This window comes from Sphingomonas phyllosphaerae (assembly GCF_029623345.1).
GTDB classification, from domain to species: Bacteria; Pseudomonadota; Alphaproteobacteria; order Sphingomonadales; family Sphingomonadaceae; genus Sphingomonas; species Sphingomonas phyllosphaerae_C.
Genome location: NZ_JAPYKH010000003.1, coordinates 267,891 through 294,249 on the forward strand (window position 1 = coordinate 267,891; position 26,359 = coordinate 294,249).

22 protein-coding genes are annotated in these 26,359 nt (G+C 68.9%); 15 read left to right on the forward strand and 7 right to left on the reverse strand.

What is annotated here, in order from left to right; genetic code table 11:
- Positions 1 to 42: 42 nt before the first annotated feature.
- Positions 43 to 1,677 carry a CTP synthase gene (locus QBJ89_RS04830; RefSeq protein ID WP_277979396.1) on the forward strand — a complete coding sequence of 545 codons (1,635 nt, stop codon included), beginning with the start codon at positions 43 to 45 and terminating at the stop codon, positions 1,675 to 1,677.
- A 93-nt stretch (positions 1,678 to 1,770) separates the two neighbouring features.
- Positions 1,771 to 3,606, forward strand: a complete 1,836-nt coding sequence (locus tag QBJ89_RS04835; protein WP_277979397.1) for a methyl-accepting chemotaxis protein — start codon at positions 1,771 to 1,773, stop codon at positions 3,604 to 3,606.
- A 100-nt stretch (positions 3,607 to 3,706) separates the two neighbouring features.
- Here the strand turns inward: QBJ89_RS04835 and QBJ89_RS04840 are convergent, their stop codons facing one another.
- Entirely contained in the window at positions 3,707 to 4,174 is a 468-nt protein-coding gene (locus QBJ89_RS04840; protein ID WP_277979398.1) for an Hsp20 family protein, read from the reverse strand.
- Positions 4,175 to 4,379: 205 nt separating this feature from the next.
- Between QBJ89_RS04840 and QBJ89_RS04845 the strand changes: the two genes are divergently transcribed.
- The 5 genes from QBJ89_RS04845 to QBJ89_RS04865 all read left to right on the forward strand — a co-directional run bounded on the left by QBJ89_RS04845 (position 4,380) and on the right by QBJ89_RS04865 (position 10,185).
- Entirely contained in the window at positions 4,380 to 6,839 is a 2,460-nt protein-coding gene (locus QBJ89_RS04845) for a TonB-dependent receptor (protein ID WP_277979399.1), read from the forward strand.
- A gap of 338 nt (positions 6,840 to 7,177) precedes the next feature.
- Positions 7,178 to 8,428, forward strand: coding sequence for a lipoprotein-releasing ABC transporter permease subunit (locus QBJ89_RS04850; RefSeq protein WP_277979400.1), 1,251 nt, complete (start codon positions 7,178 to 7,180; stop codon positions 8,426 to 8,428).
- Positions 8,421 to 9,122 carry an ABC transporter ATP-binding protein gene (locus QBJ89_RS04855; protein ID WP_431522504.1) on the forward strand — a complete coding sequence of 234 codons (702 nt, stop codon included), beginning with the start codon at positions 8,421 to 8,423 and terminating at the stop codon, positions 9,120 to 9,122. Before QBJ89_RS04850 ends, QBJ89_RS04855 begins: the two co-directional genes overlap by 8 nt.
- The gene (locus tag QBJ89_RS04860) at positions 9,119 to 9,709 is read left to right on the forward strand and encodes a GNAT family N-acetyltransferase (RefSeq protein ID WP_277979401.1); all 591 of its coding nucleotides are present in this window, start codon (positions 9,119 to 9,121) and stop codon (positions 9,707 to 9,709) included. The genes QBJ89_RS04855 and QBJ89_RS04860 overlap by 4 nt, the downstream gene beginning before the upstream one ends.
- Complete coding sequence (locus tag QBJ89_RS04865) at positions 9,706 to 10,185, forward strand: glutathione peroxidase (RefSeq protein ID WP_277979402.1); 480 nt, start codon at positions 9,706 to 9,708, stop codon at positions 10,183 to 10,185. The genes QBJ89_RS04860 and QBJ89_RS04865 overlap by 4 nt, the downstream gene beginning before the upstream one ends.
- Before the next feature lie 201 nt (positions 10,186 to 10,386).
- Here QBJ89_RS04865 and QBJ89_RS04870 read toward each other — a convergent pair whose 3' ends face one another.
- A complete protein-coding gene (locus QBJ89_RS04870; RefSeq protein WP_277979403.1) occupies positions 10,387 to 10,965 on the reverse strand; it encodes an HdeD family acid-resistance protein in 579 nt (192 codons plus the stop codon).
- 101 nt (positions 10,966 to 11,066) lie between these two features.
- On the opposite strand from QBJ89_RS04870, the gene dnaE reads away from it, so the two are divergent.
- A complete protein-coding gene (gene dnaE, locus QBJ89_RS04875) occupies positions 11,067 to 14,561 on the forward strand; it encodes a DNA polymerase III subunit alpha (protein WP_277979404.1) in 3,495 nt (1,164 codons plus the stop codon).
- Here dnaE and QBJ89_RS04880 read toward each other — a convergent pair.
- Positions 14,545 to 15,096: a TetR/AcrR family transcriptional regulator gene (locus QBJ89_RS04880; protein ID WP_277979405.1), complete on the reverse strand. Its 552-nt coding sequence runs from the start codon at positions 15,094 to 15,096 to the stop codon at positions 14,545 to 14,547. The genes dnaE and QBJ89_RS04880 overlap by 17 nt on opposite strands.
- Before the next feature lie 57 nt (positions 15,097 to 15,153).
- Here QBJ89_RS04880 and QBJ89_RS04885 point away from each other — a divergent pair, with 57 nt between their 5' ends.
- The gene (locus QBJ89_RS04885) at positions 15,154 to 15,609 is read left to right on the forward strand and encodes a monooxygenase family protein (RefSeq protein WP_277979406.1); all 456 of its coding nucleotides are present in this window, start codon (positions 15,154 to 15,156) and stop codon (positions 15,607 to 15,609) included.
- A 214-nt stretch (positions 15,610 to 15,823) separates the two neighbouring features.
- On the opposite strand, the gene QBJ89_RS04890 is transcribed toward QBJ89_RS04885, so the two are convergent.
- On the reverse strand, positions 15,824 to 16,906 hold the full coding sequence (locus QBJ89_RS04890; protein ID WP_277979407.1) for a PA0069 family radical SAM protein: 1,083 nt from the start codon (positions 16,904 to 16,906) through the stop codon (positions 15,824 to 15,826).
- 54 nt (positions 16,907 to 16,960) lie between these two features.
- Between QBJ89_RS04890 and QBJ89_RS04895 the strand changes: the two genes are divergently transcribed.
- Positions 16,961 to 17,296, forward strand: coding sequence for a VOC family protein (locus tag QBJ89_RS04895; RefSeq protein WP_277979408.1), 336 nt, complete (start codon positions 16,961 to 16,963; stop codon positions 17,294 to 17,296).
- Positions 17,297 to 17,317: 21 nt separating this feature from the next.
- Here QBJ89_RS04895 and moaB read toward each other — a convergent pair whose 3' ends face one another.
- Genes moaB through QBJ89_RS04910 form a run of 3 tightly spaced genes read right to left on the reverse strand, consistent with a single transcriptional unit; the run spans position 17,318 to position 20,408 of the window.
- Positions 17,318 to 17,845, reverse strand: a complete 528-nt coding sequence (gene moaB, locus QBJ89_RS04900; protein ID WP_277979409.1) for a molybdenum cofactor biosynthesis protein B — start codon at positions 17,843 to 17,845, stop codon at positions 17,318 to 17,320.
- Positions 17,842 to 19,671 (reverse strand): lytic transglycosylase domain-containing protein, encoded by a 1,830-nt coding sequence (locus tag QBJ89_RS04905; protein ID WP_277979410.1) that lies wholly within the window; start codon positions 19,669 to 19,671, stop codon positions 17,842 to 17,844. Before QBJ89_RS04905 ends, moaB begins: the two co-directional genes overlap by 4 nt.
- The gene (locus tag QBJ89_RS04910) at positions 19,668 to 20,408 is read right to left on the reverse strand and encodes a uracil-DNA glycosylase family protein (protein WP_277979411.1); all 741 of its coding nucleotides are present in this window, start codon (positions 20,406 to 20,408) and stop codon (positions 19,668 to 19,670) included. The genes QBJ89_RS04905 and QBJ89_RS04910 overlap by 4 nt, the downstream gene beginning before the upstream one ends.
- 129 nt (positions 20,409 to 20,537) lie before the next feature.
- On the opposite strand from QBJ89_RS04910, the gene QBJ89_RS04915 reads away from it, so the two are divergent.
- From QBJ89_RS04915 to recA, 5 genes are all read left to right on the forward strand, one after another.
- Positions 20,538 to 22,196: an electron transfer flavoprotein-ubiquinone oxidoreductase gene (locus tag QBJ89_RS04915; RefSeq protein WP_277979412.1), complete on the forward strand. Its 1,659-nt coding sequence runs from the start codon at positions 20,538 to 20,540 to the stop codon at positions 22,194 to 22,196.
- Between the two features lie 193 nt (positions 22,197 to 22,389).
- Positions 22,390 to 24,114, forward strand: coding sequence for a tetratricopeptide repeat protein (locus QBJ89_RS04920; RefSeq protein WP_277979413.1), 1,725 nt, complete (start codon positions 22,390 to 22,392; stop codon positions 24,112 to 24,114).
- On the forward strand, positions 24,111 to 24,968 hold the full coding sequence (locus QBJ89_RS04925) for a 4-(cytidine 5'-diphospho)-2-C-methyl-D-erythritol kinase (protein WP_431522505.1): 858 nt from the start codon (positions 24,111 to 24,113) through the stop codon (positions 24,966 to 24,968). The genes QBJ89_RS04920 and QBJ89_RS04925 overlap by 4 nt, the downstream gene beginning before the upstream one ends.
- Entirely contained in the window at positions 24,965 to 25,144 is a 180-nt protein-coding gene (locus QBJ89_RS04930; RefSeq protein WP_277979414.1) for a hypothetical protein, read from the forward strand. Before QBJ89_RS04925 ends, QBJ89_RS04930 begins: the two co-directional genes overlap by 4 nt.
- A 104-nt stretch (positions 25,145 to 25,248) precedes the next feature.
- Positions 25,249 to 26,322: a recombinase RecA gene (gene recA / locus QBJ89_RS04935; protein ID WP_277979415.1), complete on the forward strand. Its 1,074-nt coding sequence runs from the start codon at positions 25,249 to 25,251 to the stop codon at positions 26,320 to 26,322.
- Positions 26,323 to 26,359 lie beyond the last annotated feature (37 nt).

The following is a 26,359-nucleotide window of genomic DNA, read 5'->3' on the forward strand; positions in this document are numbered from 1 at the left end:
CGCTTGCCCTCGCTCGTACTATAAGGTTAGGCAGTTCGCCCCATGGCGCGGTATATCTTCATCACCGGCGGCGTGGTCTCCTCGCTCGGTAAAGGTCTCATGGCGGCGAGCCTCGCGGCACTGCTTCAGGCGCGCGGCTATCGCGTGCGCATCCGCAAGTTCGATCCCTATCTCAACGTCGATCCGGGGACGATGAGCCCGTATCAGCATGGCGAGGTCTACGTCACCGATGACGGCGCCGAGACAGATCTCGACCTCGGCCATTACGAGCGCTTCACCGGTGTGGCGTCCCGCCAGTCGGACAACATCACTTCCGGTCGCATCTACAAGACGATCATCGAGCGCGAGCGCCGCGGCGACTATCTCGGCGCGACGGTGCAGGTGATCCCGCACGTCACCGACGCGATTAAGGCGTTCGCGCGCGCCGAGACCGACGACCTCGACTTCGTGCTGTGCGAAATCGGCGGGACGGTGGGCGACATCGAGTCGCTGCCCTTCATCGAGTCGATCCGCCAGCTCAAGAACGAGGTCGGGCGCGGGAATGCCATCTCGGTCCACGTCACGCTCGTGCCGTACATCGCCGCCGCGGGTGAGCTGAAGACCAAGCCGACGCAGCATTCGGTGCGCGAGCTCGCCGCGCTTGGCGTACAGCCCGACGTGCTGGTGTGTCGCTGCGAGAAGCCGCTCCCGGTCTCGGAGCGCGCCAAGATCGCATTGTTCTGCAACGTGCCCGAGAGCGCGGTGATCCCGGCGCTCGACGCGGCCAGCATCTACGCAGTGCCGCTGCAATATCACGCCGAGGGCCTCGATTCGGAGGTGCTGCGCGCCTTCGGCATCACGCCGTCCTCGCCACCCGAGCTCAGCCGCTGGCAGGAGATCGTCGATCGCCTCCAGCATCCGGAGGGCGAGGTGACGGTCGGCGTCGTCGGCAAATATGTTGGCCTGCAAGACGCCTATAAGTCGCTTAACGAGGCGCTTGTGCACGGCGGAATCGCCAACCGCGTCAAGGTCAACGTCCGCTGGATCGACGCCGAGCTGTTCGAGCATGACGACGAGGAGATCGTCAGCCAGCTCGAACCACTCGACGCGATCCTCGTCCCCGGCGCATTCGGCGAGCGCGGCGCCGAGGGCAAGATCAAGTCGGTGCGCTTCGCGCGCGAGCGCGAGATTCCTTATTTCGGCATCTGCTTCGGCATGCAGATGGCGTGCATCGAGGGCGCGCGCGACCTCGCCGGCATCGCCGAGGCCTCGTCGACCGAGTTCGGGCCGACCGAGCAGCCCGTCGTCGGCCTCATTACCGAGTGGATGGGGCGCGACGGGCTCGAGCAGCGCGAGGCGCAGGGCGACATGGGCGGCACGATGCGGCTTGGCGCCTATGACGCGACGCTCGCGGGCAACAGTGTGGTCGCCTCGATCTACGGCGACACGCATATCTCCGAGCGGCATCGCCACCGTTACGAGGTCAACACCGGCTATCGCGAGGCGTTGGAGAAGGGTGGGCTGGTCTTCTCGGGCATGTCGCCCGACGGCACCTTGCCCGAGATCGTCGAGCGTCCCGACCACCCGTGGTTCGTCGGCGTGCAGTTCCATCCGGAGCTGAAGAGCAAGCCGTTCGATCCGCACCCGCTGTTCGCCAGCTTCATCGAGGCCGCGGTCAAGCAGAGCCGGCTCGTGTAGCGGCGCGACGACCGCTCCGGCGAGCGGCCGTCTTATAATTGAGGCAGCGGAACCGCAGCCGAATGGCGGCGCGGTCAACGGAGCTCGCCTCAGATGAATCAGGTACGCATCGCGCCCAGGCTCATCCTGTCGTACGCGGTGATCTTTGTCGTCATGCTGGGGATCAACCTGCTCGCGCTCGCCAACGTGAGCCGCATCGAGGCGGTCGCGGAAGATATCGGCGTTCACCGCCGCCTCAATTACGAGTCGGCCTCGGCGATAGCGCTGGCAGCCACGCAATATCGGCTCGGCGAGGCGACAATGGCAGGCGCGCGCGACGGTGCCGAGGCGGCCGCAGCGGAGCAGGACCTCGCCGAACGCGCGCGCTCGGTGGAAACCCGGATCGCGGAGCTCGACGGTCGGCTGCGCTCACCGGTGACGCAGGGCTTGTTGCACGAATTCGCACATGACTGGGCGACCTATCGCTCGTTCGGATCGAGCCAGTATCGCCGTGCCGGGGCGGCGGCGCTCGCGGCCTTCCGCGCGCGCGCGCCGGCCTTCTCCGACGTCGCGCGCGATGCCACTCGCTTGCTGGTGCAGCAGTCGGGCTCGCTGGATAACGGCGTCGCCACCGCGCGCTCGCTCGTCGGCGAGGCGCGAGCGATCACGTTCGTGGCGATGGGTCTGACCGCGCTGCTCGTGATCGCGCTGCTGATGATGCTGATCCGCGGCATCGCGCGGCCGCTCGATGCAGTGACCAACGGGTTGCTGCGGCTCGCCGACGGCGACCTGGGCGTCGAGATCGCCGGTGCGGGGCGCGGCGATGAGGTCGGCGACCTCGCCGCCGCCGCAATCAGGCTGCGCGACCGGTTGCTCGCCGCCGAGCAGGAGAAGGCGCGGCAGACTGCGCTGATCGTCACCAGCGTGGGCGCGGGGCTCGACTCGCTCGCCCGCGGTGATCTGACGACCCGCGTCGACACCGAACTGGAGGGAGCATTCGGCAAGCTGCGCACCGACTTCAACGATGCGATCGAAGCGCTGGCAGCCGTACTCGCGTCGGTGCAGGCGAGTGCCGCCGGGATCAGCGAGGGAGCCGACGAAATTCTTCAGGCGAGCGACGATCTGTCGCTCCGTACCGAGAAACATGCCGCCGGCTTGGAGCAGACCTCGGCGGCGATGCAGCAGATCACCGAGACGGTGCGGCAGACCGCGGAGGGCGTGTCGCGCGTCAACGGCGTGGTGGTGGAGACCCGCAGCGACGCCGAGCGCTCGGGCGAGGTGGTGCGCCGCGCGGTCGCGGCGATGAGCGGGATCGAGCGCGCCTCGCACGAGATCGGCGATATCATCAGCGTGATCGACGGGATCGCCTTCCAGACCAACCTGCTCGCCCTCAACGCGGGGGTAGAGGCGGCGCGCGCGGGCGACGCCGGGCGCGGCTTCGCAGTGGTGGCGCAGGAGGTGCGCGCGCTGGCGCAGCGCTCCGCCGACGCCGCGCGCGACGTGAAGAAGCGCATCGGCGCCTCGACCGAGCAGGTCGGCGCGGGCGCCAAGTTGGTGGTCGAGGCGGGTAACGCATTGACCCGGATCATCGCGCGGGTCGGCGAGATCGGCGCGCTGGTGGCGCAGATCGCAGAGGCCGCCGACCAGCAGTCGACCGGACTGGTGCAGGTGAGCAAGGCCATCGCCGAGATGGATGGCGTCACCCAGCAGAACGCAGCCATGGTGGAGCAGACGACGGCCGCGGCGCGCGCGCTCGCCGGCGAGGCGGACGCGCTCGCGCAGGAGGTCGCGTGTTTCCTGCTCGACCGCCCCACGCCGACCCGAGCCGGCGCGCCGCGCCATCGTCAGATCGAAGCCCCCGCGCGTCGCTTGCCCAAGCCCGCGCCGCGGCTCGGCCACGCCCCGCGCGGGCGAGGGGGCGAGGATGGCGGCAACCGACGCGCCGAGTGAACCTATAAGGGAAAGGCGCCCGGACCTGTCGGCCCGGACGCCCCCACCGGCGCCTCGAAAGGGAGCAAAGAGACGCCGATCCCGCTCGCGCGGCTGACGCTTACGCGGCGCGCGCCGCGTCGATGGCTTTGTCCTCCACCGCAGCGAGCTGAGGGCCACTCTTGATCGCGATCGACTTCGGCTTCATCGCCTCAGGCACCTCGCGAACCAGATCGATCACCAGCAGCCCGTCGTTCAGCCGCGCGTCCTCCACGAACACGAAGTCGGCCAGCTCGAACCGCCGCTCGAAGCTGCGGTTGGCGATGCCGAGGTGGAGGAACTGCGCATTCTCCGCCCGATCGTCCTTCTTGCCGGCCACCTGCAGCAGATTTTGCTGCGCGGTGATCTCGATCTCGTCGCGGCTGAAGCCGGCGACGGCCAGCGTGATGCGGTAGCGGTCGTCGGCGACACGCTCCAGGTTGAACGGCGGATAATTCTCGGATGCGCCGCGCGCGTTCGCCTCGATCATGTCGAACAGACGATCGAAGCCGATGGTCGAGCGGCGGTAGGGAGTCAGGTCGAAACGCATGTTCAAATCCTCCGATGAGCTATTTGAAGCAAGGCGCCCGGTCATCCGCGGCGCCTCTGTTCGTGTGGCCCGGCCAGCGGCGCCGCACGCTAGCTACATGGGAGTAGCGCGAAGCGTTTCAAGTCCCCCTGATACTCCTACTTCGTTGATGGACTATGCGGGATCGGCGATGCAGGATGATGTCGAGGTAAACAGGGGGAAATCGATGTCGCTCACGCTCGCGCTTCTACTGGCGCAGGCCGCCGTTCCGTCCGCCGCGGCTGATCAGGCGACGGGTGCGCCCGCCGATCCAGCACCGTCGCAGGATGATGCGGTGGTGCGTGGCACGGTCGACGGCAGCGGCAACACCGAGCGGGGTCGGCTCGGCCCGGCGCAGCAGGGCGGGGGCGACATCGTCGTCACCGCGCGGCGCCGCGCCGAGAGCGTGCAGCGCGTGCCGCTCGCGGTCTCGGTGATCGGCGGGACCGCGCTGGCGGAGACCGGCGCGTACAATGTCAGCCGGCTCACGCAGATCCAGCCGACGTTGCAATTCTACTCGACCAACCCGCGCAACTCGGCGGCCAACATCCGCGGCCTGGGTGCGCCGTTCGGCCTCACCAACGACGGGATCGAGCAGGGCGTCGGCATCTATGTCGACCAGGTCTATTACTCCCGCATCGCCTCGGCGACCTTCGACTTTACCGACACCGAGCGGATCGAGATCCTGCGCGGCCCGCAGGGCACGCTCTACGGCAAGAACACCACCGCGGGCGCGATCAACATCACGACGCGGCGGCCGAGCTTCACGCCCGAAGCGCGCATCGAGCTGACCGCGGGCAATCTCGAGTTCCTCCAGGCCAAGGCCTCGGCCTCCGGCCCGCTGATCGACGACACGCTGGCGATCCGCCTGTCCGCCTCGGTGACGTCGCGGCGCGGCACGATCTACAACACGCACACCGGCGCCTATGTCAACGCGCAGGACAATCGCAGCCTGCGCGGGCAATTGTTCTGGCAGGCCGCGTCGAACCTCGATCTCACGCTCGCCGGCGACTATAATCACCAGAACCCGGACTGTTGCGCGCAGATCTTTGCGCGTGTCGGCCGCACGCAGCGACCGCTGGCGCGGCAATATGAGGCGCTCGCCGCCGCCTTCGGCTACGCGCCGCCGTCGCGCAACGCCTTCGATCGGCTGACCGACCTCGACACACCCTTGCGCGCGCGGCAGGAGTTGGGCGGCGTGTCGCTGGTGGCCAATTGGGACGTCGGCGCGGCGACGCTCACCTCTGTTTCCGCGTGGCGCTTCTGGGACTGGGACCCGTCGAACGACCGCGACTTCATCGGCCTGCCGATCACCACCGTCTCGGCCAACCCGTCGCAGCAGAAGCAGGTGAGCCAGGAGCTGCGCGTCGCGTCGAACGGGCAGCACCGCGTCGACTATGTCGCCGGCCTGTTCTACTTCCGTCAGACGATCGACACGCAGGGGCTTCAGGTGCAGGGCCCGGCCGCAAGCCGGTGGCTGCTCAACCCGGGTGATCCGCCGTTCGGCGCCAACGGCTGCGCGCGCCCGAGCAGCGCGGCGTGCAACCCGGCGATCCTCGACGGGCTGACCGCGCGCAACACGATCGGCTTTAGCAACACGTCCGCCGCGGCGTTCGGGAAGCTGACCTGGCACGTGGGCGAGACCTTCTCGATCGCGCCCGGCCTCCGCGTCAATAATGACAAGAAGCGCGGCTCCTATGTCTCGGTCGTGACGACGGGCAGCGGCTCGACCACGCTGACCAGCGACCAGCGCGGCGTTCTCGCGCCGCAGAGCTACGCGCCCGACTTCGACAACTGGAACGTCTCGGGTGACATCACCGCGGCCTGGGACATCGCCGCCGACGTGCACGGCTATGCCACTTACGCACGCAGCTACAAGTCGGGCGGGATCAACCTCTCGGGTCTCCCGCTCGATGCGAGCAACAACCCGATCCTGAGCGCGGAGACGGTGAAGCCCGAGAAGGTCAACCATTATGAGCTGGGACTCAAGACCCAGTTCCTCGACCGCCGCGCGACAGTGAACCTGGCGGCCTTCTGGACCGATATCTCGGACTATCAGGCGACCGTCACCAACGGCCAGCTGGGCGTGCTGCGCGGCTATCTCGCCAATGCGGGCAAGGTGCGGACCCGTGGCGTCGAGCTCGACTCGGCGTTCCGCCCGACAACCCGGCTCAACGTCTACGCCAACGCGGCTTATACCGACGCCAAATACGTCGACTTCACCGATGCGCCGTGCCCGCCCGAGCTGTCGGGTGGCACGAACAGCCCGGCCAATTGCGACATCTCGGGCCAGCGCCTGCCCGGCATCTCGAAATGGGCCTTCTCCTACGGTGCCGAATATGCGGTGCCGGTGACGCTGGGCGGCGAAGGCGGCAACGTCTATCTCGGCTATGACGGCAGCTACCGCTCCGACTTCTCGAGCAACCCGTCGGAGTCGATCTACACCAACATCGCGGGCTACTCGATCTCGAACGTGCGGCTGGGCTATCGCAGTGCTCGCGGGCTCAACGCTTTCCTGTGGCTGCGCAACGCCTTCGACCAGGATTACTACGAGCTGCTGGCGACCCAGTCGGGCAACACCGGGCTGGTAGTCGGCCAACCGGGTGACCCGCGCACTTATGGTGTGACCGTATCGGCGAATTTCTGATCCCGGATCATGCTCCCGCTTGCGCGGGAGCATGGCGGCACCACATTGCTGCCACAAAGCAAACGCCCGGGCCGCTCATCGCGACCCGGGCGCCTGCGTGACGATCGCTCGTCAGCCCCCTATCCCGCCATCTGCCCGCACGCTTCGGTGTGAAGCGGAGCTCGACGGCATTCCCCGAACCACGGCCGTTGCCTGTGTGCCAGTGAGGAAAGGTATGCTGGTGCGGCGTTCGGCTGTCGACCGAAATGAACGCCGGCAAAACCGATTGCGGCAGCTCTGTGTCGAATCCGCCACACGCCCCGTTGCGCCGCCGCGCGCGTCATCCTAGAGGCGGCGGCATGTTGCTGTCGCGCTACGAGAGCATGATCGCGCGGCGGTATCTGCTGCCCGGTCGCGGTGAGCGGTTCATCGTCCTGGTCGCGGGCTTCTCGCTCGGCGCGGTGATGCTTGGCGTCGCCGCTCTGGTCATCGTCATGAGCGTCATGAACGGCTTTCGCGCCGAGCTGTTCGACAAGATCGTCGGGCTTAACGGCCATGCCGTGATCCAGGGCTATAACGGCCGTCTGCCCGACTGGCGCCGCGCGCTCGCCGAGGCGAAGGCGACCCCCGGCGTCACCGGCGCGATCCCGATGATCGAGCAGCCGCTGTTCGTCACCTACAACGGCCGCGCCGAGGGGATCATCCTGCGCGGCATGCGGCCGGAGGACATCCGCAGCAACCCGACGATCAACTCCAAGGTGATCGTCGGCCGCCTCGCGAGCGTGACGCCGGGCAGCGACAATGTCGCGATCGGCGCGCGGCTGGCGGAGCAGCTCGGCGCGACGATCGGGTCCGAGATCACGCTGATCAACCCGCTCGGCCCCTCGACCCCGTTCGGCACAATGCCGCGCTACGTCAATTATACCGTCGGCGCGATCTTCGAAGTCGGCGTGTACGACTATGACAAGGCCTATGTCGTGATGCCGCTCGCCGACGCGCAGACGCTGCTGCTGAGCGGCGACAGCGTCGGCATCATCGAGCTGCAGACCAGCGATGCGGATCGCGTCGGCGAGATCCTCGCGCCGCTCACGCGCAAGGTGCAGGGCTATGCCGCGGTGGCCGACTGGCGCCGGCTCAACGCCGAGCTGTTCGACGCGCTGGCGGTCGAGCGGGTCGCGATGTTCACCGTGTTGTGCATCATCATCCTGGTCGCCGCCTTCAACATCGCCTCGTCGCTGATCATGCTGGTGCGCTCCAAGACGCGCGACATCGCGATCCTGCGCACCATGGGCGCGAGCCGCGGCGCGATGCTGCGCATCTTCATCACGGTGGGGACGACGATCGGGGTGCTCGGCACCGTCGCGGGGCTGCTGCTCGGCTTCGGCTTCCTGTTCATCCGCCAGTCGGTGGTGAACGCGGTGCAGGCGATCACCGGGCAGAATCTATGGGACCCGTCGATCCGCTATCTCACGGAGCTGCCGTCCAAGCCCAACCCGGTCGAGATTGTCGCGATCGTGCTGATCACGCTGCTGATGACCTTCCTGGCCACGGTTTATCCCGCGCTAAAGGCGGCGGGCACCGACCCGGTCGAGGTGCTGCGCTATGAGTGAGGCGATGCTGCGTCCCGGTCGGAGTGAGGCGGTCCTCCAGACGAGCAATCTGGCGCGCAGCTTTACCCAGGGTGGGGCAACCATCCACGTGCTGCGCGGCGTCGACCTCGCCATCGCGCCGGGCGAGATCGTCGCGCTGCTGGGGCCATCGGGCTCGGGCAAGTCGACTTTGCTCCAGGCGGTGGGGCTGCTCGAAGGCGGGTTCGGGGGCTCGATCCGGATCGGCGGGGTGGAGGCGGCGCAGCTCGACGCCGCGGGGCGGACCGCGATGCGGCGCGACCGGCTCGGCTTCGTCTACCAGTTCCACCACCTGCTGCCCGACTTCAACGCGATCGAAAACGTGGTGCTTCCGCAGCTGATCCACGGCGCCGAGCGCGCGCCCGCGGAGGAGCGCGCCGCGGGGCTGCTCACTGCACTCGGCGTTGGGCACCGGCTGACGCATCGCCCGGCGCAACTCTCGGGCGGCGAGCAGCAGCGCGTCGCGGTGGCGCGCGCGCTCGCCAACCGGCCCGCGCTGGTGCTGGCCGATGAGCCGACCGGCAACCTCGACGAGCATACCGCCGACGTCGTGCTCGCCGAGTTCCTGCGGCTGGTGCGCGGCGAAGGCTCGGCGGCGCTGGTGGCGACGCACAACGAGCGGCTCGCCGCCAAGATGGACCGCGTCGTCCGGCTGCACGAGGGCACGATCGCGTGAGCCGCTGGCGCGAGACGCCGCGGCTGGTGGGCCAGCACGTGGTGCTCCGCCCGCTCACCCTTCATGATGCGCCCGCGCTGGCCGCCGCGGCGGGTGACGGCGACCTGACCGAGCTTTTCTTCGCCAACGTCTCCGGCCTGACCGACCCCGACGCCTTCGTCGCCGCCGCGCTGCGCGAGCGTGACTTCGGGCGAGCGCTGCCGTTCGCGGTGGAGACTCCCGACGGACGGGTGGTCGGGCTCACCCGCTTCATGCGGATGAGCGAGGCGCATCGCCGTGTCGAGATCGGTGGCACCTTTTACGCTCGCTCGGTACAGCGCACCGGGGTCAACACCGAGGCCAAGCTGCTGCTGCTCGGCCACGCCTTCGACGCGCTCGGCTGCCAGGTGGTGCAGATCCGCACTGACTGGTTCAACAAGCGCTCGCAGGCCGCGATCGAGCGGCTCGGCGCCAAGCGCGACGGGGTGCTGCGCTCGCACCAATTGTTCAACGGGCGGGTGCGCGACCTGGTGGTCTACTCGATCATCGCATCGGAATGGCCGGGCGTGCGGACTAACATCGACTTCCTGCTGCGGAGGCACGGATGAGCGCGATCACCGACCTGAGCGTCCGCACCGCCGCGGGCGGCGAGCAGTCGCTGGCGGACTATGCCGGCAAGGTGCTGCTGGTGGTCAATACGGCGTCCCAGTGCGGGTTCACGCCGCAATATGCCGGGTTGGAGGAGCTCCACCGAGCCCACGCCGAGCGCGGGCTGGCGGTGCTGGGATTCCCCTGCAACCAGTTCGGTGCGCAGGAGCCCGGCGACGCCGCCGCGATCGCGACCTTCTGCTCGACCAGCTACGACGTGACCTTCCCGATCTTCGCCAAGGTCGAGGTCAACGGGCCGGGCGCCGACCCGTTGTTCGAGCGGCTCAAGCGCGCCGCGCCGGGGTTGCTGGGATCGCGCGCGATCAAGTGGAACTTCACGAAGTTTCTGGTCGCCCGCGATGGCGAAACGGTGCGCCGCTATGCGCCGACCACGGCGCCAGAGGCGCTGCGAGCCGATATCGAAGCGCTGCTGTAGCGGGCAGCGGTAGTAACACACCGCTTCTCGACGTTGGTGTGATCCTGAACTCGTTTCAGGATCCACCGTGCCACGCACTCACCGGCGGCTCTCGCGGGATCGAGGATCCTGAAACAAGTTCAGGATGACGCAGGCGGGGATGACAGAGAGCATCTCCAGCGGCGCCGCCCTCAACGAGAAGAGGGGCCGCGCCACGAGTCCTCACTGCTGCACCATCTCCTCCGGCACTGCAAAGGCGCTCGCGCCGCTGCGGTGGTCGCTCGCCGCGGCGATCGCGGTCACGCCGCCGAACAGGAAACTAATCCCCAGCACATAGCCCGGCAGCGTCAGCGCGGACCACGGCACGGTCAGTAGGATGAACAGCGCCAGCAGCAGGTTGATCACGCCCAGCACGATCATCATGACACGCCGCCGGCGCATCCGCGTTCCCGCGATCACCTCGAGGACCCCGCGCACGCCGAGCCACACCGCCACCATCAGCGTCAGCGACACCGCGCCGGTGATCGGCTCGGACACCATGATCGCGCCGACCACAACCGAGAGCAGGCCGAACAGCAGCGCGTAGATCCGGCTCTCGCTGCCGTGGCCGAACACGCCGGCCGCGATCGAGAATACACCCGCGACGAAGAACAGCGCGCCGATCACCACCGTCGCGGCATAGGTCGCCACATAGGGCCAGACGATCGCGGCGACACCCACCAGCACCGAGACCACGCCATAAGACATGATCCAGCCCCAGCCGGCGCCCATTGTCCGTCCCGAACCCCGGATGTCGGTCATGTCGGTCCTCCTTCTGCGCTGGCGAACGGGCCGGCGCGGGTGCGGTTCCGGCCGTCGTGCGGGCGCTGGCCGAATCGGGTAGGGAGGCCTAGCTAGGAGCGATGCCACATTCGGGCTTCGTGCCGCTCCGCATCTTCTCCAGCTACACCATGCTCGACGGCGCGATCGAGCCAAAGGCGATCGCCAAGCGCGCCGCCAAGCTCGGTTTCCCCGCGGCCGCTCTCACCGACCGCAACGGCCTCTATGCCGCCATGGCCTTCTCCGACGCTGCCAAGGGCGCGGGTGTCCAGCCGGTGATCGGCACGATGCTGGGCATCGCGCGCCCCGACATGCCTGAGGGCGCCGCCACGGTAGTCGACTGGATCGCGCTCTACGCGCAGGACGAGACGGGCTACGACAACCTCTGCGCGCTGGTCAGCCACGCGCATCTCGACCGCCCGCTGGAGCTGGCGCCGCACGTCGGCTTTGAGCTGCTCGAGCGTCACGCCGCCGGGCTGATCGCGCTCACCGCGGGCGGCGAGGGCGCTGTCGCGCGGCTCTTCGCCGAGGACCAGCCCGCGCGCGCGATCGCCTATGCCGAGCGGCTTCACGCCACCTTCGGCGATCGGCTCTACGTCGAGCTGTGTCGCCGCGATGACGCGATCGAGGAGCGCGCTGAGGCTCCGCTGCTCGATCTCGCCTACGAACGCGGATGGCCGATCGTTGCGACCAATCCGAGCTGCTTCGAGGAGGCTGATTTCGGTGCCGCGCACGACGCCATGCTGTGCATCGCCAGCTCCAGCTACCTGGAGAGCGACGATCGCCCGAAGAGCTGCGGCCACGCCTGGATGAAGCCTGCGGAAGCGTTGCGGGCGCTGTTCGCCGACCTGCCCGAGGCGATCGCCAACACCCTGGTGGTGGCGCAGCGCTGCGCGGTCGCCGCGCCCAAGCGCAAGCCGATCCTTCCCAGCCTCGCCGGCGACCGCGAGGGCGAAGCGACGATGCTGCGGGACCGCGCACGCGAGGGGCTGGCGGCACGGATCGAGCGGATCGTCGCGCTCGGCCAGGCGCCCGCCGAGCCCGACTGGCAGGAGACCTACCAGCAGCGGCTCGAGTTCGAGCTAGACGTCATCATCCAGATGGGCTTCCCAGGCTATTTCCTGATCGTCGCCGACTTCATCCAATGGGCGAAGGCGCACGACATCCCGGTGGGGCCGGGGCGCGGCTCGGGCGCGGGCTCGGCGGTGGCCTGGGCGCTGACCATCACCGACCTCGATCCGATCAAGCTGGGGCTGCTGTTCGAACGCTTCCTCAACCCCGAACGCGTGTCGATGCCCGACTTCGACATCGACTTTTGCGAAACGCGCCGCGGCGAGGTGATCCGCTACGTCCAGGAGAAATACGGCCGCGATCAGGTCGCGCAGATCATCACCTTCGGAAAGCTCAAGGCGCGCGCGGTGCTCAAGGACACCGGGCGCGTGCTGCAGATGAGCTACGGCCAGGTCGACCGGCTCGCCAAGCTCGTCCCCAACCACCCGACCGACCCGTGGACGCTCGACCGCGCGCTCAACGGTGTCTCCGAGCTGGCGCGCGAATATGCGAACGACAATGAGGTGCGCCGCCTACTCGACCTCGCGATGAAGCTGGAGGGCCTGCCGCGCCACTCGTCGACCCATGCCGCGGGCGTGGTGATCGGCGACCGGCCGCTGGCGCAGCTCGTCCCGCTCTACCGCGACCCGCGCTCGGACATGCCGGTGACCCAGTTCGACATGAAATATGTTGAGGGCGCCGGGCTGGTGAAGTTCGACTTCCTCGGGCTCAAGACGCTGTCGGTGCTCAAGAAGGCGGTCCAGCTGCTGGCCAAGCGCGGGATCGAGGTCGATCTCGACGCGTTGCTGTGGGACGACGAGGGCGTCTACAAGCTCCTCCAGCGCGGCGACACGGTCGGCGTGTTCCAGCTCGAATCCGAGGGGATGCGGCGCACGCTCTCGGCGGTGCGGCCGACCAACTTCGGCGACATCGTCGCGCTCGTCTCGCTTTACCGCCCCGGCCCGATGGACAACATCCCGTCGTTCGGCCGGCGCAAGCAAGGCACCGAGGAGATTACTTATCCTCACCCCCTGCTCGAGCCGATCCTGAAGGAGACCTACGGGATCTTCGTCTATCAGGAGCAGGTGATGCAGGCGGCGCAGATTCTCGCCGGCTATTCGCTCGGCGGCGCCGACCTGCTGCGCCGCGCGATGGGCAAGAAGATCAAGGCGGAGATGGATGCGCAGCGCGCCACCTTCGTCGCCGGCTGCGCCGAGCATAACGGCATCAGGAAGGAATATGCCAACCAGCTGTTCGACTTGATCGACAAGTTTGCCGGCTATGGCTTCAACAAGAGCCACGCCGCGGCCTATGCGCTGCTCGCCTATCAGACCGCCTGGCTCAAAGCGCATCACCCGGCCGAGTTCTTCGCCGCCTCGATGTGCTACGATCTCCACCTCACCGACAAGCTGGCGATCTTCGTCGATGACATGCGCCGGCTCGGTGTGGGGCTGCTGCCGCCGTGCATCAACGCCAGCGCCGCGGAGTTCGACGTCGAGGTCGACGGCGAAGGCGTGCCTTCTGTCCGCTACGCGCTCGCCGCGCTCAAGTCGGTCGGCGAGGGCGCGATGGAGCGGCTGTGCGAGGAGCGGACGAGCGCGGGCGCCTTCCGCAGCCTCGACGATCTCGCCACGCGGGTCGACCCGCGGCTGCTCAACAAGCGCCAGCTCGAGACCCTCGCGGCAGGGGGCGCGTTCGACTCGCTCGAGCCCAGCCGCGCCGGGGTCCATGGCGTCGCCGAGACGATGCTCGCGATCGCGGCGCGCACGCACGAGGGACGCGCCAGCGGGCAGGGCGGGCTGTTCGGCGATGACGCGGGAGCGGGCGACACGATCAAGCTCCCCGATGCGCGCTGGTCGCTCGCCGAGCGGATGGAGCAGGAGAAAGAGGCGTTCGGCTTCTATTTCTCGGCCCACCCGGTCGACCGCTATCGCCACCTCGCCAAGACGCACGGCGCGCGCAGCTATGTCGCGCTGGGCGAGCTGCCGATCGCCGACGGCGCGCGCGTGATGGCGACGATGGCGGTGCTGGTCGAGGACGCGCGCTGGCGCACCTCCGCGCGTGGCAAGCGCTACATGATGGCGACGCTGTCCGACTCGACCGGGCAGTTCGTCGCCACCTGTTTCGACGACGGCCCCGCCGCCGACTTGGAAGAGGCCGCGCGCAACGGCGGCTGCGGGTTGGCGACGGTCGAGCTCGACCGGCGGCCGGGTGAGGAAACGCCGCGTGTCACGGTGAAGGCAATTCGCCCCTTCGAGGGGCTGGCCTCGTCGACGCGGTTCGCCCTCGACGTCCATGTCAGCGACGCCGCGGCCGTGGCTGGGCTGGTCGCGCTGATCGGCGACTTGCGCGGCGCGCGGGGCAAGGTGACGCTTAAGGTGCCGCTTGTCGGCGACGAGCAGGCGACCGTGATCCTCGGTCGTGACTTCGCGCTGGACGCCGAGCTGGCGGAGCGGATCGAGCATCTGCCCGGCGTCACCAAGGTCGAGTTCGACATCGAGGAAACGCGGCTCAAGTCGGTCGGCTGATCCCGGCGACGTAGAGCGCGAGCACCGCGCGCACTTGCGCAGGAGGGGCGTCGACGCGCGAGTCGAGCGCGAGCGTGGCGAGGCCGTGGACAATCGCCCAGCAGCCCAGCGTAGCGTCCGCCGCACCGCTGCCCGCCAGTGCGGCGACACGGTCGGCCAGGATGGCGAAGGCAGGCGCGTTCTCACGCGTCTTCTCGGGCGCTTGCTCGCGCTCCATCGGCCGCGCGAACATCAGGCGGAACAGAGCGGGGTGGGCGCGCGCGAAGGCGACATAGGCGAGGCCCTGCGCGATCAGTCGCTCCGCGTCGCTCTCCTCAGCGTCCGCCGCGGCGAGGCGCGCGGCGAGTGTGGCAAAGCCGCGCTCGGTGACCGCGGCGAGCAGCGCGGCCTTGTCGCCGAAATGGCGATAGGGGGCCATCGCCGACACACCCGCGGCGCGCGCCAGCGCGCGGATGCCGGGCTCGCTCTCGCCGGCCTCGAGCATCGCCTCGGCATGGTCGAGCAGTTGATCGCGAAGGCTGGCAGAGACGCTCATCTGTTTACACCGTACACGTGGCGCGCTAGGTGTACGGTGTAAACGACGGAGGCGATGATGCAAGCCAAGGTAGCGCGACGCGTGACGGTGGACGTGTCGGAATGGCCCGACATGGTGATGGTGCTGCTCGGCTTTCGGGTCGGCGCGCTGCGGGGGGTGCCCTCCTTCCTTTCGATCGGGCGCGGGCTCGCAGAGCTCCGGCGCTCGCCGCCCGACGGGCTGCTCCACAGCGACGGCGGGCTCTATGCCTGGAACCATGTCGGCATACGGCAATATTGGCGCGACCTCGAGAGCCTTGAGATCTTCACCCGCTCCGATCCGCACAGCGGCTGGTGGCGCGCGTTCCTGGCCGACCGCCACGGCAACGGCTTCTGGCACGAGGCGTACTCGGCGCGCGGCGGGATGGAGGCGATCTACGTCGACATGCCTGAGCCGCCCGGCCTCGGCTCCTTTGCCCCCGCGGTGAGGGCGCAGGGACGGCTGTTGTCGAGCCGCGGGCGGCTGGGGCTGTAGTGTCTGCTGGATGCTGTCTTCCACTCCCCGCCGTCATCCCGGAACAGGTCCGGGATCCCGCCTTCTCGGCAGGTGTTGCTCTCGCGGAGGACTGGATCCCTTACCACGTTCGGGATGATGGGTGGGTGAGAGCAACCCGCTCTCGCGATCACGTTGGCTCTGCGCCCACGCACCCATATTGCCGATCGCGGACCCGGCACGACGAAGGTGCGCTTCAGAACAGCTCCCCCTGCGCCCCCGCTGGTGCGCGGAACAGGTCGCAGCGAAGGTTGAGTAGACGCCGCTCGTCGCTGAAGCCGGCGCGTGCGCGGGCGATGCGGAAGCGCGTGCGCAGCAGCTCGGCCCACGGACCCTGTCCGCGCATCCGCTCGCCGAAGCGCGGGTCATTGTCCTTGCCGCCGCGCAGGCTTTGGATGATCGCCATCACCTTGGCGGCACGATCGGGATAATGTTCGTCGAGCCAGGCGCGGAACAGCGGCGCCACCTCCCACGGCAGCCGCACTGGTATGTACGAGACGCCCAGCGCGCCCGCCGCGGCGCTGGCGGCGACCACCGCTTCCACTTCATCGTCGGTGATCGCGGGAATGATCGGCGCCATGTTAACGTAGGTCGGTATTCCTGCGTCGCTGAGCTGCCGTACCGCGGCGAGCCGGCGCGCCGCCGCGGGCGCGCGCGGCTCGACCGTCATCGCCACGCGCGGGTCGAGCGAGGTAACCGAGATCGCCACCGCCACCAGCCCCTTGGCGGCCATTGGCGCGAGCAGATCGAGGTCCCGCGTGACCCGGTCCGACTTGGTGGTGATCACCAGCGGGTGGTCGCACGCGGCGAGCACCTCGATCACCGCGCGCGTGACGCGCCACTCGCGCTCGATCGGCTGATAAGGATCGGTGTTGGTGCCCATCGCGATCGGCGCGCAGCGATAGTCGCGCTTGCCGAGCTCGGCGCGGAGCAGCGCTGCGGCATCGGGCTTGGCGAAGAGCTGGGTCTCGAAGTCGAGCCCGGGCGAGAGGTCGTGGAAGGCGTGGCTCGGTCGTGCGAAGCAGTAGATGCAGCCGTGTTCGCAGCCGCGATAAGGGTTGATCGAGCGGTCGAACGGCACGTCGGGAGACTGGTTGCGCGTGATGATCGTGCGCGCGCGCTCGACCGTGACGGTAGTACGCGCCGGAGCGGGGGCGCCGTCGATTGTCGCGCGCGAGTCGAGCCAGTCGCCGTCGTCCTCCGCCTGCGGCAGGTTGAAGCGCATGCTGACCGCGTTCAGCGTGGCGCCGCGAACGGCTCTTGGCGTGCGATCGGCCATTGCGGCAATCTAAGCGACCGTGTAGAACATAGCAAGAACATGATCGGAGGCTTCATGGCACGGCTGAACTATCTGGAACTGCCCGTCGTCGACACGGCACGCGCCAAGGCTTTTTACGGTGCGGCGTTCGGTTGGTCGTTTGCGGACTATGGCCCGACCTATGCGGCGACCACCAGCGGCGACACCGATATCGGCTTCCAGGCGGATCCGGCGGAAACGACGGCGGTCGCGCTGCCCGTCATCGCGGTCGACGATTTGGAGGCGGCGCTCGCAGCCGTATCGGCCGCTGGCGGACGAGTGACCCGGCCGATCTTCGCCTTTCCCGGCGGGCGGCGCTTCCACTTCACCGATCCGGACGGGCATGAACTCGCGGCAGTTGCCGGGGGTTAACACTTTGCAAGAAGCTGCCGCTCAGCGCTCGGTCAACCGCGGCATCAGCTCGACGAAATTGCAGGGGCGATGGCGACTATCGAGCTGGCTCGCGAGAATGCCGTCCCAAGCATCCTTTACCGCGCCGGTCGAGCCGGGCAGTGCGAAGACATAGGTGCCGCGAGCGACACAAGCGCAGGCGCGGCTCTGCACCGTCGAAGTGCCGATCGTTTGATAGCTCAACCAGCGGAACAGCTCGCCGAAGCCGGGGATCATCTTGTCGGCCACGCGCTCGATCGCCTCGGGGGTGACGTCGCGCCCGGTCACGCCGGTGCCGCCGGTGGTGATGATGCAATCGATCGAAGCCTCCTCGATCCAGCGGTCGAGCTGCGCCACGATCAAGGCGACGTCATCGCGCAGAATGGCGCGCTCGGCGAGCACATGCCCTGCCTCCTTCAGCCGCGCCACCAAGGCGTCGCCCGACCGGTCCTCCGCCAGCCCGCGCGTGTCGGAGACGGTGAGCACCGCGATGCGCACCGGTACAAAGGTGCGCGTGGGGTCGAGGCTCATCGCTCGGCGTGGGTCGTTGATTGCGCTGCGACCGTCCCGTTGATCGCGATCGCCGTCACGGGCGATGACGAGGTCATCCGTACTGCGCTGTCGCCGGGCAGGCCGGGAAAGCGCGGCCACATGCCCTGCGCCAAGGCGACCCGGCTTGGGCTCTTGGCCTTGCCGCCAAGCGACTCATACATCCAATAATTGCGCAGCACCGTCACGACATAGCCGCGCGTCTCCCAGAAGGGGATGCTCTCGATATAGAGCAACGGGTCGCCGCCGTCGCGCACCAGCGCGTTCCACTCGCCGACCGGCTTGGGGCCGGCATTATAGGCGGCGATCACCTTGGGCAGCAGTCCGCCGGTAAGCCCCATGTCGCGCAGCTTCTCGATATGGCGTTGGCCGATGTCGATGTTGGTTGAGGGGCGGGCCAACGCGTCCTGGTCGATCGCGACGCCGCGCTCGCGCATATAGTCGGTCGCCGCGGCAGGCATGATCTGCATCAGCCCGAATGCGCCGGCGGGGCTGCGCACCTTGTTGCGGAAGCCCGACTCCTGGAGCGTGTGCGCGTAGACGAGCGCCTTGTCGATGCGCCAGCCGGTGTCCGGCGTCCAATTGGGCATCGGATAGCGTGTGTCGGCGGTCGCGACCGCGCCCTGTGGCATGTTGTGCGCGAGCCACACGGTGGTGGCGGGCAGGTCGAGCGTCTCGCTGATATGGACGAGACTGCCGAATTCGGAGGGATCGCCGATCCGCGCCTGTTGGCGGACCACCGCATCGGCGCGCTCGTTCTCGCCCAGTTCGGCGAGCGCGGCCGCGACACGCACATTAGGACGACGCTCAAGCCGCGCCCATTCCTCGCTCACCAGCTCGGGTCGAACCCGATCCACCGGCAGCCCGAGCGCCTGCCGCGCGAGCAGCCCGTAGAAGGTCTCCTTGAACTGCGCCGCGGCCCGGAGCCGCGCCTCGACGCGGTCGGGCCGGCCGCACGCCATGTCCGAGCGTGCCGCCCAATAAAGTGCGGTGGCGCGCAGGTCGGTGTCGGTGGCGCGCGCGGCGACATTCTCGAAATCCACCTGGGTCGCGGCGCAGTCGTGCTGGCGCCACGCCGACAGTGCCTCGGTCCAGCGGCCGTGGAGCGCCCACTCGCCGCTGCCCGCCGCCGCCTTGACCGCCATCGTGCGCGCCTGCGGGTCGAGCCCCTGGAGAAAGTAGATCCAGGCAATACGCGCCTGCCACTCGGTCTCGGCCTCGGGCGAGAGGCCGTCGGTCGATTCGAGCAGCGCCTGCGCCTCGGAGCCCATGTCGGCCTTTACAAAGGGCTGCATGCGCTGCGCGAGATCGGCGGCGACCTGGTCGCTGCGGGTGGCGCGGGCGCGGACGCGCGCGGGCGCGCCATCCTGCCAGATCAGCCGCTGCGCGCTCGGCAGCAGCGGCAGGTCGGTGAAGCCGCGCGCGCTCGCCAGCCGCATCAGCGCCTCGGCCTGGGGCAGCTCGGGCGCCTCCGCGATCAGCCGGGTCAGCGCCTCGTCGCTGACTCGTGGCGAGCCCTTGGCGAGCACGAGCTCCGCGCGCGCATAAGCGTGGAGCGGCCCGCTCGCCATCGTGTCGAGCGTGATCTGCGCGTCGCTCCAGCGCTCGTCGCGGATCGCAGCGAACACCGCGCGATAGCCACTGCGCTGTTCGGGGGTGAGCTGCGCCGGGATGCCGGCGGTGTGAGCGGTCGCGACCGTCACCGGCGGCGCGACCGGGGCGGGGGCGGGGGCCGCCGAGGGCATGGTTGGGAGAGCGGCGGCGACGAGCGCGGCGGCGGCGGCCAGCGCGGCGCGGCGCGGGCTCATGACGCGATCTCCCCGGTAAGCATCAACAAGTCCCTCCAAGTCTCGGCTTTGGCCGCGGGGCGATCCAGCAGGAAGCGCGGGTGATGGGTCGCCACGACGCGCGTGATGTTGCCCTGCTTATGGTTAATCATGTGCGTACGTCCCTGCGCGTCAGCGACACTCATCGCCAGCAGCGCACGGCTCGCCGCATCGCCCATCGCCAGCAGCCGTTTCGGCGCCGCGAGTGCGACATGATGGCGTGCGATCTCGCCGAGCCGGTCGGCGATGTCGCGCGGCACGCGGCCGGTGGTGGGACGGCGGGTGCAGACCGAGGCGAGCGCAGTATCCGCGCGCGAGCGACCGATGGCGGCGAGCATCCGATCGAACAAACGCCCGGTTTCGCCCTCCAGCAGTGTCTCGCGGTCGTCGCGCTCTGGGCAATCGACGAACACCATCAACTCGGCGTTACCCGGCCCACTCGCGGCTATCGCAACGCCGCCCCAGCGCGCTTCGGGCGCGTCCTCGCCGAGCCGCCACGTCGCGAACGCCTCGTGCGTATCGGGCAGCGCGGCGGAGGCAGGGACTGGCGCACTCGCGGGCGCGACGGGGGAGAAAAGGCCGGACGGCGCGGGGGTCTCGATCGGGGCGAGCCAATCGAACGGGGCGTCCTCGACGAGCGTGTCTACCCCCGCTTCGCGCCACCAGTCGAGCGCGCTCGCCGCGATCTTGGCCCAGTCGTGATTCTGATCAGCCCCCATAAACGCATCATAGGATCGCGGTTGACGTGAGCGTCAACTTTCTGGCACCGCCGGCCCGATCAGCCGTTGCGACGGTACGACGAGTGCCCGCGGGGATGCGGCGCCGGGCGCTCCCGAGGAGAAGATGACGTGAGCGAACGCGAGTCCATGCCCTATGACGTGGTCATCGTCGGCGCCGGGCCGGCGGGCCTGTCGGCGGCGATCCGGCTCAAGCAGGTCGCGGCGGAGAAAGGGGCCGACGTATCGGTCTGCGTGCTCGAGAAGGGATCGGAGGTCGGCGCGCACATCCTTTCCGGCGCCGTCATCGACCCGCAGTCGCTCGACGAGCTGCTGCCCGACTGGCGCGAGCAGGGCTGCCCGCTGGCCGAGGTGCCGGTTACCGAGAACCTGCATTGGGTGCTCACCCGCACGGGCAAGCTCACCCTGCCGCACCTCTGGACGCCGCCCTTCCTCCATAACAAGGGCACTTACACCGGCTCGCTCGGCAATCTGTGCCGCTGGCTCTCGGGCAAGGCCGAGGAGCTGGGCGTCGAGATCTTCCCCGGCTTCGCCGCGGCCGAGATCCTCTTCCACGACGACGGCAGCGTCAAGGGCGTCGCTACCGGCGACATGGGCGTGGCGCGCGACGGCACGCACAAGCCCGACTATCAGCCAGGGCTCGAGCTGCATGCTAAATACACCTTTTTTTCAGAGGGATGTCGCGGACACCTGTCGAAGGAGCTGATGCGGCTGTTCGACCTGCGACGCGACTGTGACCCGCAGGTCTATGGCCTCGGCGTCAAGGAATTGTGGGACATCGATCCCGAACTGCACACGCCGGGCAAGGTCGTTCACACGCAGGGCTGGCCGCTCAGCGAGACCGGGTCGAACGGCGGCGGCTGGATCTACCACCAGGCCAACGGGCAGGTGAGCATCGGCTTCGTCACCTGGCTCAACTACAGCAACCCCTATGTCTCGCCGTTCCAGGAGATGCAGCGCTGGAAGACGCACCCGGCGGTCGCGGCGCTGCTCAAGGGAGGCAAGCGGGTGAGCTACGGCGCGCGCGCGATCAACGACGGCGGACTCCAGTCCATTCCCAAGCTGGTTTTCCCCGGCGGGGCGTTGATCGGCGACAGCGCGGGCTTCCTCAACGTGCCGCGGATCAAGGGCACCCACACCGCGATGAAGACGGGCATGCTCGCCGCTGAGGCCGCGGTCGACGCGATCGTCTCGCAGCGCGGGAGTGACGAACTGGTCGCTTACCCCGAGGCGTTCGAGCGCAGCTGGGTGAAGAAGGAGCTGTCAATCGTCCGCAACGTCGTCCCGCTGGTGAAGCGCTTCGGCGACCTGATCGGCTCGGGACTGGCCGGCGTGACGATGTGGCTCGAATATCTCGGGCTCCGCCTGCCGTTCACGCTCCACCACCATCCCGATCATGAGACGCTGTGGCGCAAGGACCTGGTCAAGAGGATCGACTATCCCAAGCCCGACGGCGTGCTGACCTTCGACCGGCTCTCCTCGGTGTTCCTGTCGAACACCAATCACGAGGAGGACCAGCCGGTCCACCTCACGCTCAAGGACCCGACCATCCCGGTCGCCTACGACCTGCCGCTCTACGACGAGCCCGCGCAGCGCTACTGCCCGGCAGGCGTTTACGAGATCGTCGGCGAGGAGGTCGGCGAACCCAAGTTCGTGATCAACGCGCAGAATTGCGTCCACTGCAAGACCTGCGACATCAAGGACCCGACGCAGAACATCAACTGGGTCGTGCCCGAGGGCGGCGGCGGGCCGAACTATCCGAACATGTGAGGAGCGTGAGGGTTCGACGCGCGCTCGTGCCGCCAGCTACCGTCTTCTCGGACTTCAGCCGAGATCTATCCTCGCCGAAGACACAACGCTCGGTGCCTGCGGGAACGATGGGGACGGAGTAAAGTCCGGGATGACGAAGCGTGTCGCACTGGTCCCACCAAGTCGGGGATGACGGAGGCGAAAAGCACGCCGCTTGCCCACCATCCTGCCGCCATCCCCGCCGCGCGCAATAAACCCGACCGCCGGGGTTGACGCGACCGCGCCCGAGCCGCGACAGCGGGTCATGCGGTTCAGCCATTCCGGTCTCGCCTCCGCCGCGCTGCTGGTGCTGCTCGTGCCCGGCGCCGCGGCGGCCGCCACGGGCGATCTCGGCGCGTACATGAAGGCGCGTGCCGCCGCGGCCGATGGCGAGGTCGCCGCCGCTACCAGCGACTATGCGCGCGCGCTCGCCGCCGCTCCCGACAATGCGGTGATTGCGGTGCGTGCCTATCGCGAGGCGGTGCGCGCGGGTGATCTCGCGCTCGCCGATCGCGCCGCGGCGTCGCTCGCCGATCAGGGCGTTGCCCCCGCCGACGCCGCCTTGCTCGCGCTCGCCCGCGCCGCGCGGACCGGTGACCGGGTCGCCGCCGGCGCCGCCATCGCGCGTTTGCGCGACGACCAGCTCCGCATCCTCGCCGCGCCGCTCGCCGCCTGGGCCGCGCTCGACACCGGCGGCGACCCGTTCACGCCGCTTGCGCGCGCGCCCGCCGACGCGGTGTCGCGCCGCTTCGTCGAGGAGACCCGCGCGCTGCTTTTGATCGCCACCGGCAAGGTGGTGGACGGCGAGGCCGCGCTGCGACCGCTGCTCGGCAACGACCTCGCCAGCCAGGATCATCGCGTCGCCGCCGCGCGGCTGCTGCTCGGTCGCGGCGAGGGGCAGGCGACGGCGCAGTTGCTGGCCGCGGGCGGCGAGTCGGCGATCGCGATGCTGCGCGCAGCGGCGACCGACCCCACGCTGGCCAAGCGCTACGCCGCCAAGCCGTCGCTGGCGTTCGGCGCCTCCTATCTGTTCACGCGCGTCGCCTCGGACCTGGCGGTCGGCGCGCCCGGCCCGCTCACCTACACGCTGCTCCAGGCCGCGCTGCGCGCCGAGCCGGGCAACGACCGGGCGCGGGTGCTGCTCGCGGGCGTGCTCGCGCGCGACGATGCGGTCGACCACGCGCTGGCGGTGCTCGACGCGGTGCCGCCGACCAGCCTGTACGCGCCGATCGCGGCGACGGGGCGGGTCCAGCTGCTCGCCGAGGACGGTCGCGACGCCGAGGCGCTCGCCGCGGCGCGCGTGCTGGGCGCCGCCCCCGGCGCCTCGACCGACGACGTGCAGCGGCTGGCCGACCTGAACGTCCGGCTCGGCCGCCCCGACGAGGCGGTGCCGCTGTACCGGCGGCTGATCGAGCGCGCCGGCGCTGCTGCCGACTGGGCCGACTGGCTGCAATATGGCGCCGCGCTCGACGAGGCGAAGCGCTGGGATCAGGCGCGTCCCGCGCTGGAGCGAGCGGTCAAGCTGGGGCCGAGCGAGCCGCTCGCGCTCAACTATCTCGGCTATGCGCTGGTGCAGCGGCGCGAGCGGCTGGGCGACGCGCAGAAGCTGCTCGAACGCGCGGCCGCGCTGAAGCCCGACGACGCCGCGATCGCCGACTCGCTCGGCTGGGCGCTGCTGGTGCGCGGCCAGCGCGCGCGCGCATTGCCGCTGCTCGAACGCGCCGCGCTCGGCGATCCCGCCAACGCCGAGATCGCGGAGCATCTCGGCGACGCCTATTGGACGGCGGGGCGGCGCTACGAGGCGCGCTATGCCTGGACCGCGGCGCGCCAGATCGCCGATGCCGACGACGCCGTCCGGCTCGACGCCAAGATCGCGCGCGGGATCGAGGCGCTGCGGTGAGCGCGACGACAATCGACACGATCGTGCTGGTCGAGCCGGCGCCGGCCAAGCTTAACCTGGCGCTTCACGTCCGCGCGCGCCGCGCCGACGGCTACCACGCGCTCGAGACGCTGTTCGCCTTCGCGCGTGACGGCGACGTCGTGACGCTGGCGCCGGCCGAGCGCGACAGCTTGTCCGTGACCGGACCATTCGCCGCGGCGATCGGCGACGATGCCGACAACCTCGTCGTCCGCGCGCTCGCCGCCTTTCGGACGGCCTTCGGCGTGGACGAGTGCTACGCGATCTCGCTCGACAAAAGGCTGCCCATCGCCTCGGGGATCGGCGGCGGCTCGGCCGACGCCGCGGCGACGCTGCGCGCGCTCGCCCGGCGCCATGGCGTCGGCAGGGACGACGCCCGGTTGGACGCGGTCGCGCGCGTGCTCGGTGCCGACGTGCCTGCCTGCCTGCTCGGTCGCGCTGCGCTGGGCACGGGGCGGGGCGACGATCTGGTGCCGACCGCGGGGCTGGACGACTGCCCGGCGCTGCTCGTCAATCCGCTCGAGAAGGTCTCCACCGCGGCGGTGTTCGCGCGCTGGGACGGCGTCGACCGCGGCGCGATCGGGGAAGGCGGCACGCTGGCGCTGGCGCTGGCTGGGCGCAACGATCTCCAGCCCGCCGCGGAGGCGATCGCGCCCGCGGTGCGCCATCTGCTCGAAGCGCTGGGGCAGCAGGCGGGCGTGATCCTGACGCGCATGTCCGGCTCCGGCGCCACCTGTTTCGCGCTGTTCGACGACGGTGCGACGCGCGATGCCGCCGCAGCCGCGATCGCCGCGCAGCATCCGGCTTGGTGGCAGCTCGCGACCGCGGTGGCATGATCAGCGACGCGACCAGGCTGACCGACGATATCGTGCGCAATGATGAGGCCGCGCTGTGGCTGCTCAAACGCACGCTTGACGACTCGCTGGACGAGTCGCCCGACGCCGCCTTCGAGGATATGTTCGGCCAAGCACGCTATGCCGCCGACGTAGCGCACTATCACGACAAGGCTTGATATCCCGGTAGAGTTCTCTACTTGTTCTCAGGGAACAAAGAGAATACATCATCGCGGTGCGTTGAACGCGACGCGCGGTTGCTCTAGCGAAAGGCTCCACGGCAATGGCCGCCAAACTTCAGGTGATCGATACCGGCATGGCTACCGCGAACGCAGACCGTCAGAAGGCACTCGACGCCGCGCTGGCACAGATCGACCGCGCCTTCGGCAAGGGCTCGGCGATGAAGCTCGGGCAGAAGGAGACGATGCAGGTCGAGGCGATCTCGACCGGCTCGCTCGGGCTCGATATCGCGCTGGGCGTCGGCGGGCTGCCGCGCGGCCGCGTGATCGAGGTGTACGGCCCGGAGAGCTCGGGCAAGACGACGCTGGCGCTCCACGTCATCGCCGAGGCGCAGAAGAACGGCGGCACCGCCGCCTTCGTCGACGCCGAACACGCGCTCGACCCGGTCTATGCCAAGAAGCTGGGCGTCAACATCGACGAGCTGATCGTATCGCAGCCCGACACCGGCGAGCAGGCGCTCGAGATCGTCGACACGCTGGTGCGCTCGAACGCGATCGACGTGCTGGTGGTCGATTCGGTCGCCGCGCTGGTACCGCGCGCCGAAATCGAGGGCGAGATGGGCGATAGTCACGTCGGCCTGCAGGCACGGCTGATGTCGCAGTCGCTGCGCAAGCTCACCGGCTCGATCAGCCGCTCGCGTTGCATGGTGATCTTCATCAACCAGCTGCGCATGAAGATCGGTGTCATGTACGGCAACCCGGAGACGACGACGGGCGGTAATGCGCTGAAATTCTACGCCTCGGTACGACTCGACATCCGGCGTACCGGTGCGATCAAGGACCGCGAAGAGGTGATCGGCAATGCCACTCGCGTAAAGGTGGTCAAGAACAAGGTTGCGCCGCCGTTCAAGCAGGTCGAGTTCGACATCATGTACGGCGAGGGCATCTCCAAGATCGGCGAGATCCTCGACATCGGGGTGAAAGCCGGGCTGGTGGAGAAATCGGGCGCCTGGTTTTCCTATGACTCGGTCCGGATCGGACAGGGGCGCGAGAACTCCAAGAACTTCCTACGCGAGAATCCCGAGATGATGCAGCGGCTGGAGAAGGCGATCCGCGCGCGCACCGAGCAGGTCGCTGACGGCATGATGGCCGGGCCGAGCGAGGACGACGACGTCTGAGCCGCTCGGTCATCCAGCGGAGCGCGAGCGGCGATCG

Excerpts from the sequence above, each read along its gene's own strand:
- QBJ89_RS04830 (WP_277979396.1), top strand. The coding sequence starts at position 43 with ATGGCGCGGTATATCTTCATCACCGGCGGCGTGGTCTCCTCGCTCGGT.
- QBJ89_RS04835 (WP_277979397.1), top strand. The coding sequence starts at position 1,771 with ATGAATCAGGTACGCATCGCGCCCAGGCTCATCCTGTCGTACGCGGTG.
- QBJ89_RS04840 (WP_277979398.1), bottom strand. The coding sequence starts at position 4,174 with ATGCGTTTCGACCTGACTCCCTACCGCCGCTCGACCATCGGCTTCGAT.
- QBJ89_RS04845 (WP_277979399.1), top strand. The coding sequence starts at position 4,380 with ATGTCGCTCACGCTCGCGCTTCTACTGGCGCAGGCCGCCGTTCCGTCC.
- QBJ89_RS04850 (WP_277979400.1), top strand. The coding sequence starts at position 7,178 with ATGTTGCTGTCGCGCTACGAGAGCATGATCGCGCGGCGGTATCTGCTG.
- QBJ89_RS04855 (WP_431522504.1), top strand. The coding sequence starts at position 8,421 with ATGAGTGAGGCGATGCTGCGTCCCGGTCGGAGTGAGGCGGTCCTCCAG.
- QBJ89_RS04865 (WP_277979402.1), top strand. The coding sequence starts at position 9,706 with ATGAGCGCGATCACCGACCTGAGCGTCCGCACCGCCGCGGGCGGCGAG.
- QBJ89_RS04870 (WP_277979403.1), bottom strand. The coding sequence starts at position 10,965 with ATGACCGACATCCGGGGTTCGGGACGGACAATGGGCGCCGGCTGGGGC.
- dnaE (WP_277979404.1), top strand. The coding sequence starts at position 11,067 with ATGCCACATTCGGGCTTCGTGCCGCTCCGCATCTTCTCCAGCTACACC.
- QBJ89_RS04880 (WP_277979405.1), bottom strand. The coding sequence starts at position 15,096 with ATGAGCGTCTCTGCCAGCCTTCGCGATCAACTGCTCGACCATGCCGAG.
- QBJ89_RS04885 (WP_277979406.1), top strand. The coding sequence starts at position 15,154 with ATGCAAGCCAAGGTAGCGCGACGCGTGACGGTGGACGTGTCGGAATGG.
- QBJ89_RS04890 (WP_277979407.1), bottom strand. The coding sequence starts at position 16,906 with ATGGCCGATCGCACGCCAAGAGCCGTTCGCGGCGCCACGCTGAACGCG.
- QBJ89_RS04895 (WP_277979408.1), top strand. The coding sequence starts at position 16,961 with ATGGCACGGCTGAACTATCTGGAACTGCCCGTCGTCGACACGGCACGC.
- moaB (WP_277979409.1), bottom strand. The coding sequence starts at position 17,845 with ATGAGCCTCGACCCCACGCGCACCTTTGTACCGGTGCGCATCGCGGTG.
- QBJ89_RS04905 (WP_277979410.1), bottom strand. The coding sequence starts at position 19,671 with ATGAGCCCGCGCCGCGCCGCGCTGGCCGCCGCCGCCGCGCTCGTCGCC.
- QBJ89_RS04910 (WP_277979411.1), bottom strand. The coding sequence starts at position 20,408 with ATGGGGGCTGATCAGAATCACGACTGGGCCAAGATCGCGGCGAGCGCG.
- QBJ89_RS04930 (WP_277979414.1), top strand. The coding sequence starts at position 24,965 with ATGATCAGCGACGCGACCAGGCTGACCGACGATATCGTGCGCAATGAT.
- recA (WP_277979415.1), top strand. The coding sequence starts at position 25,249 with ATGGCCGCCAAACTTCAGGTGATCGATACCGGCATGGCTACCGCGAAC.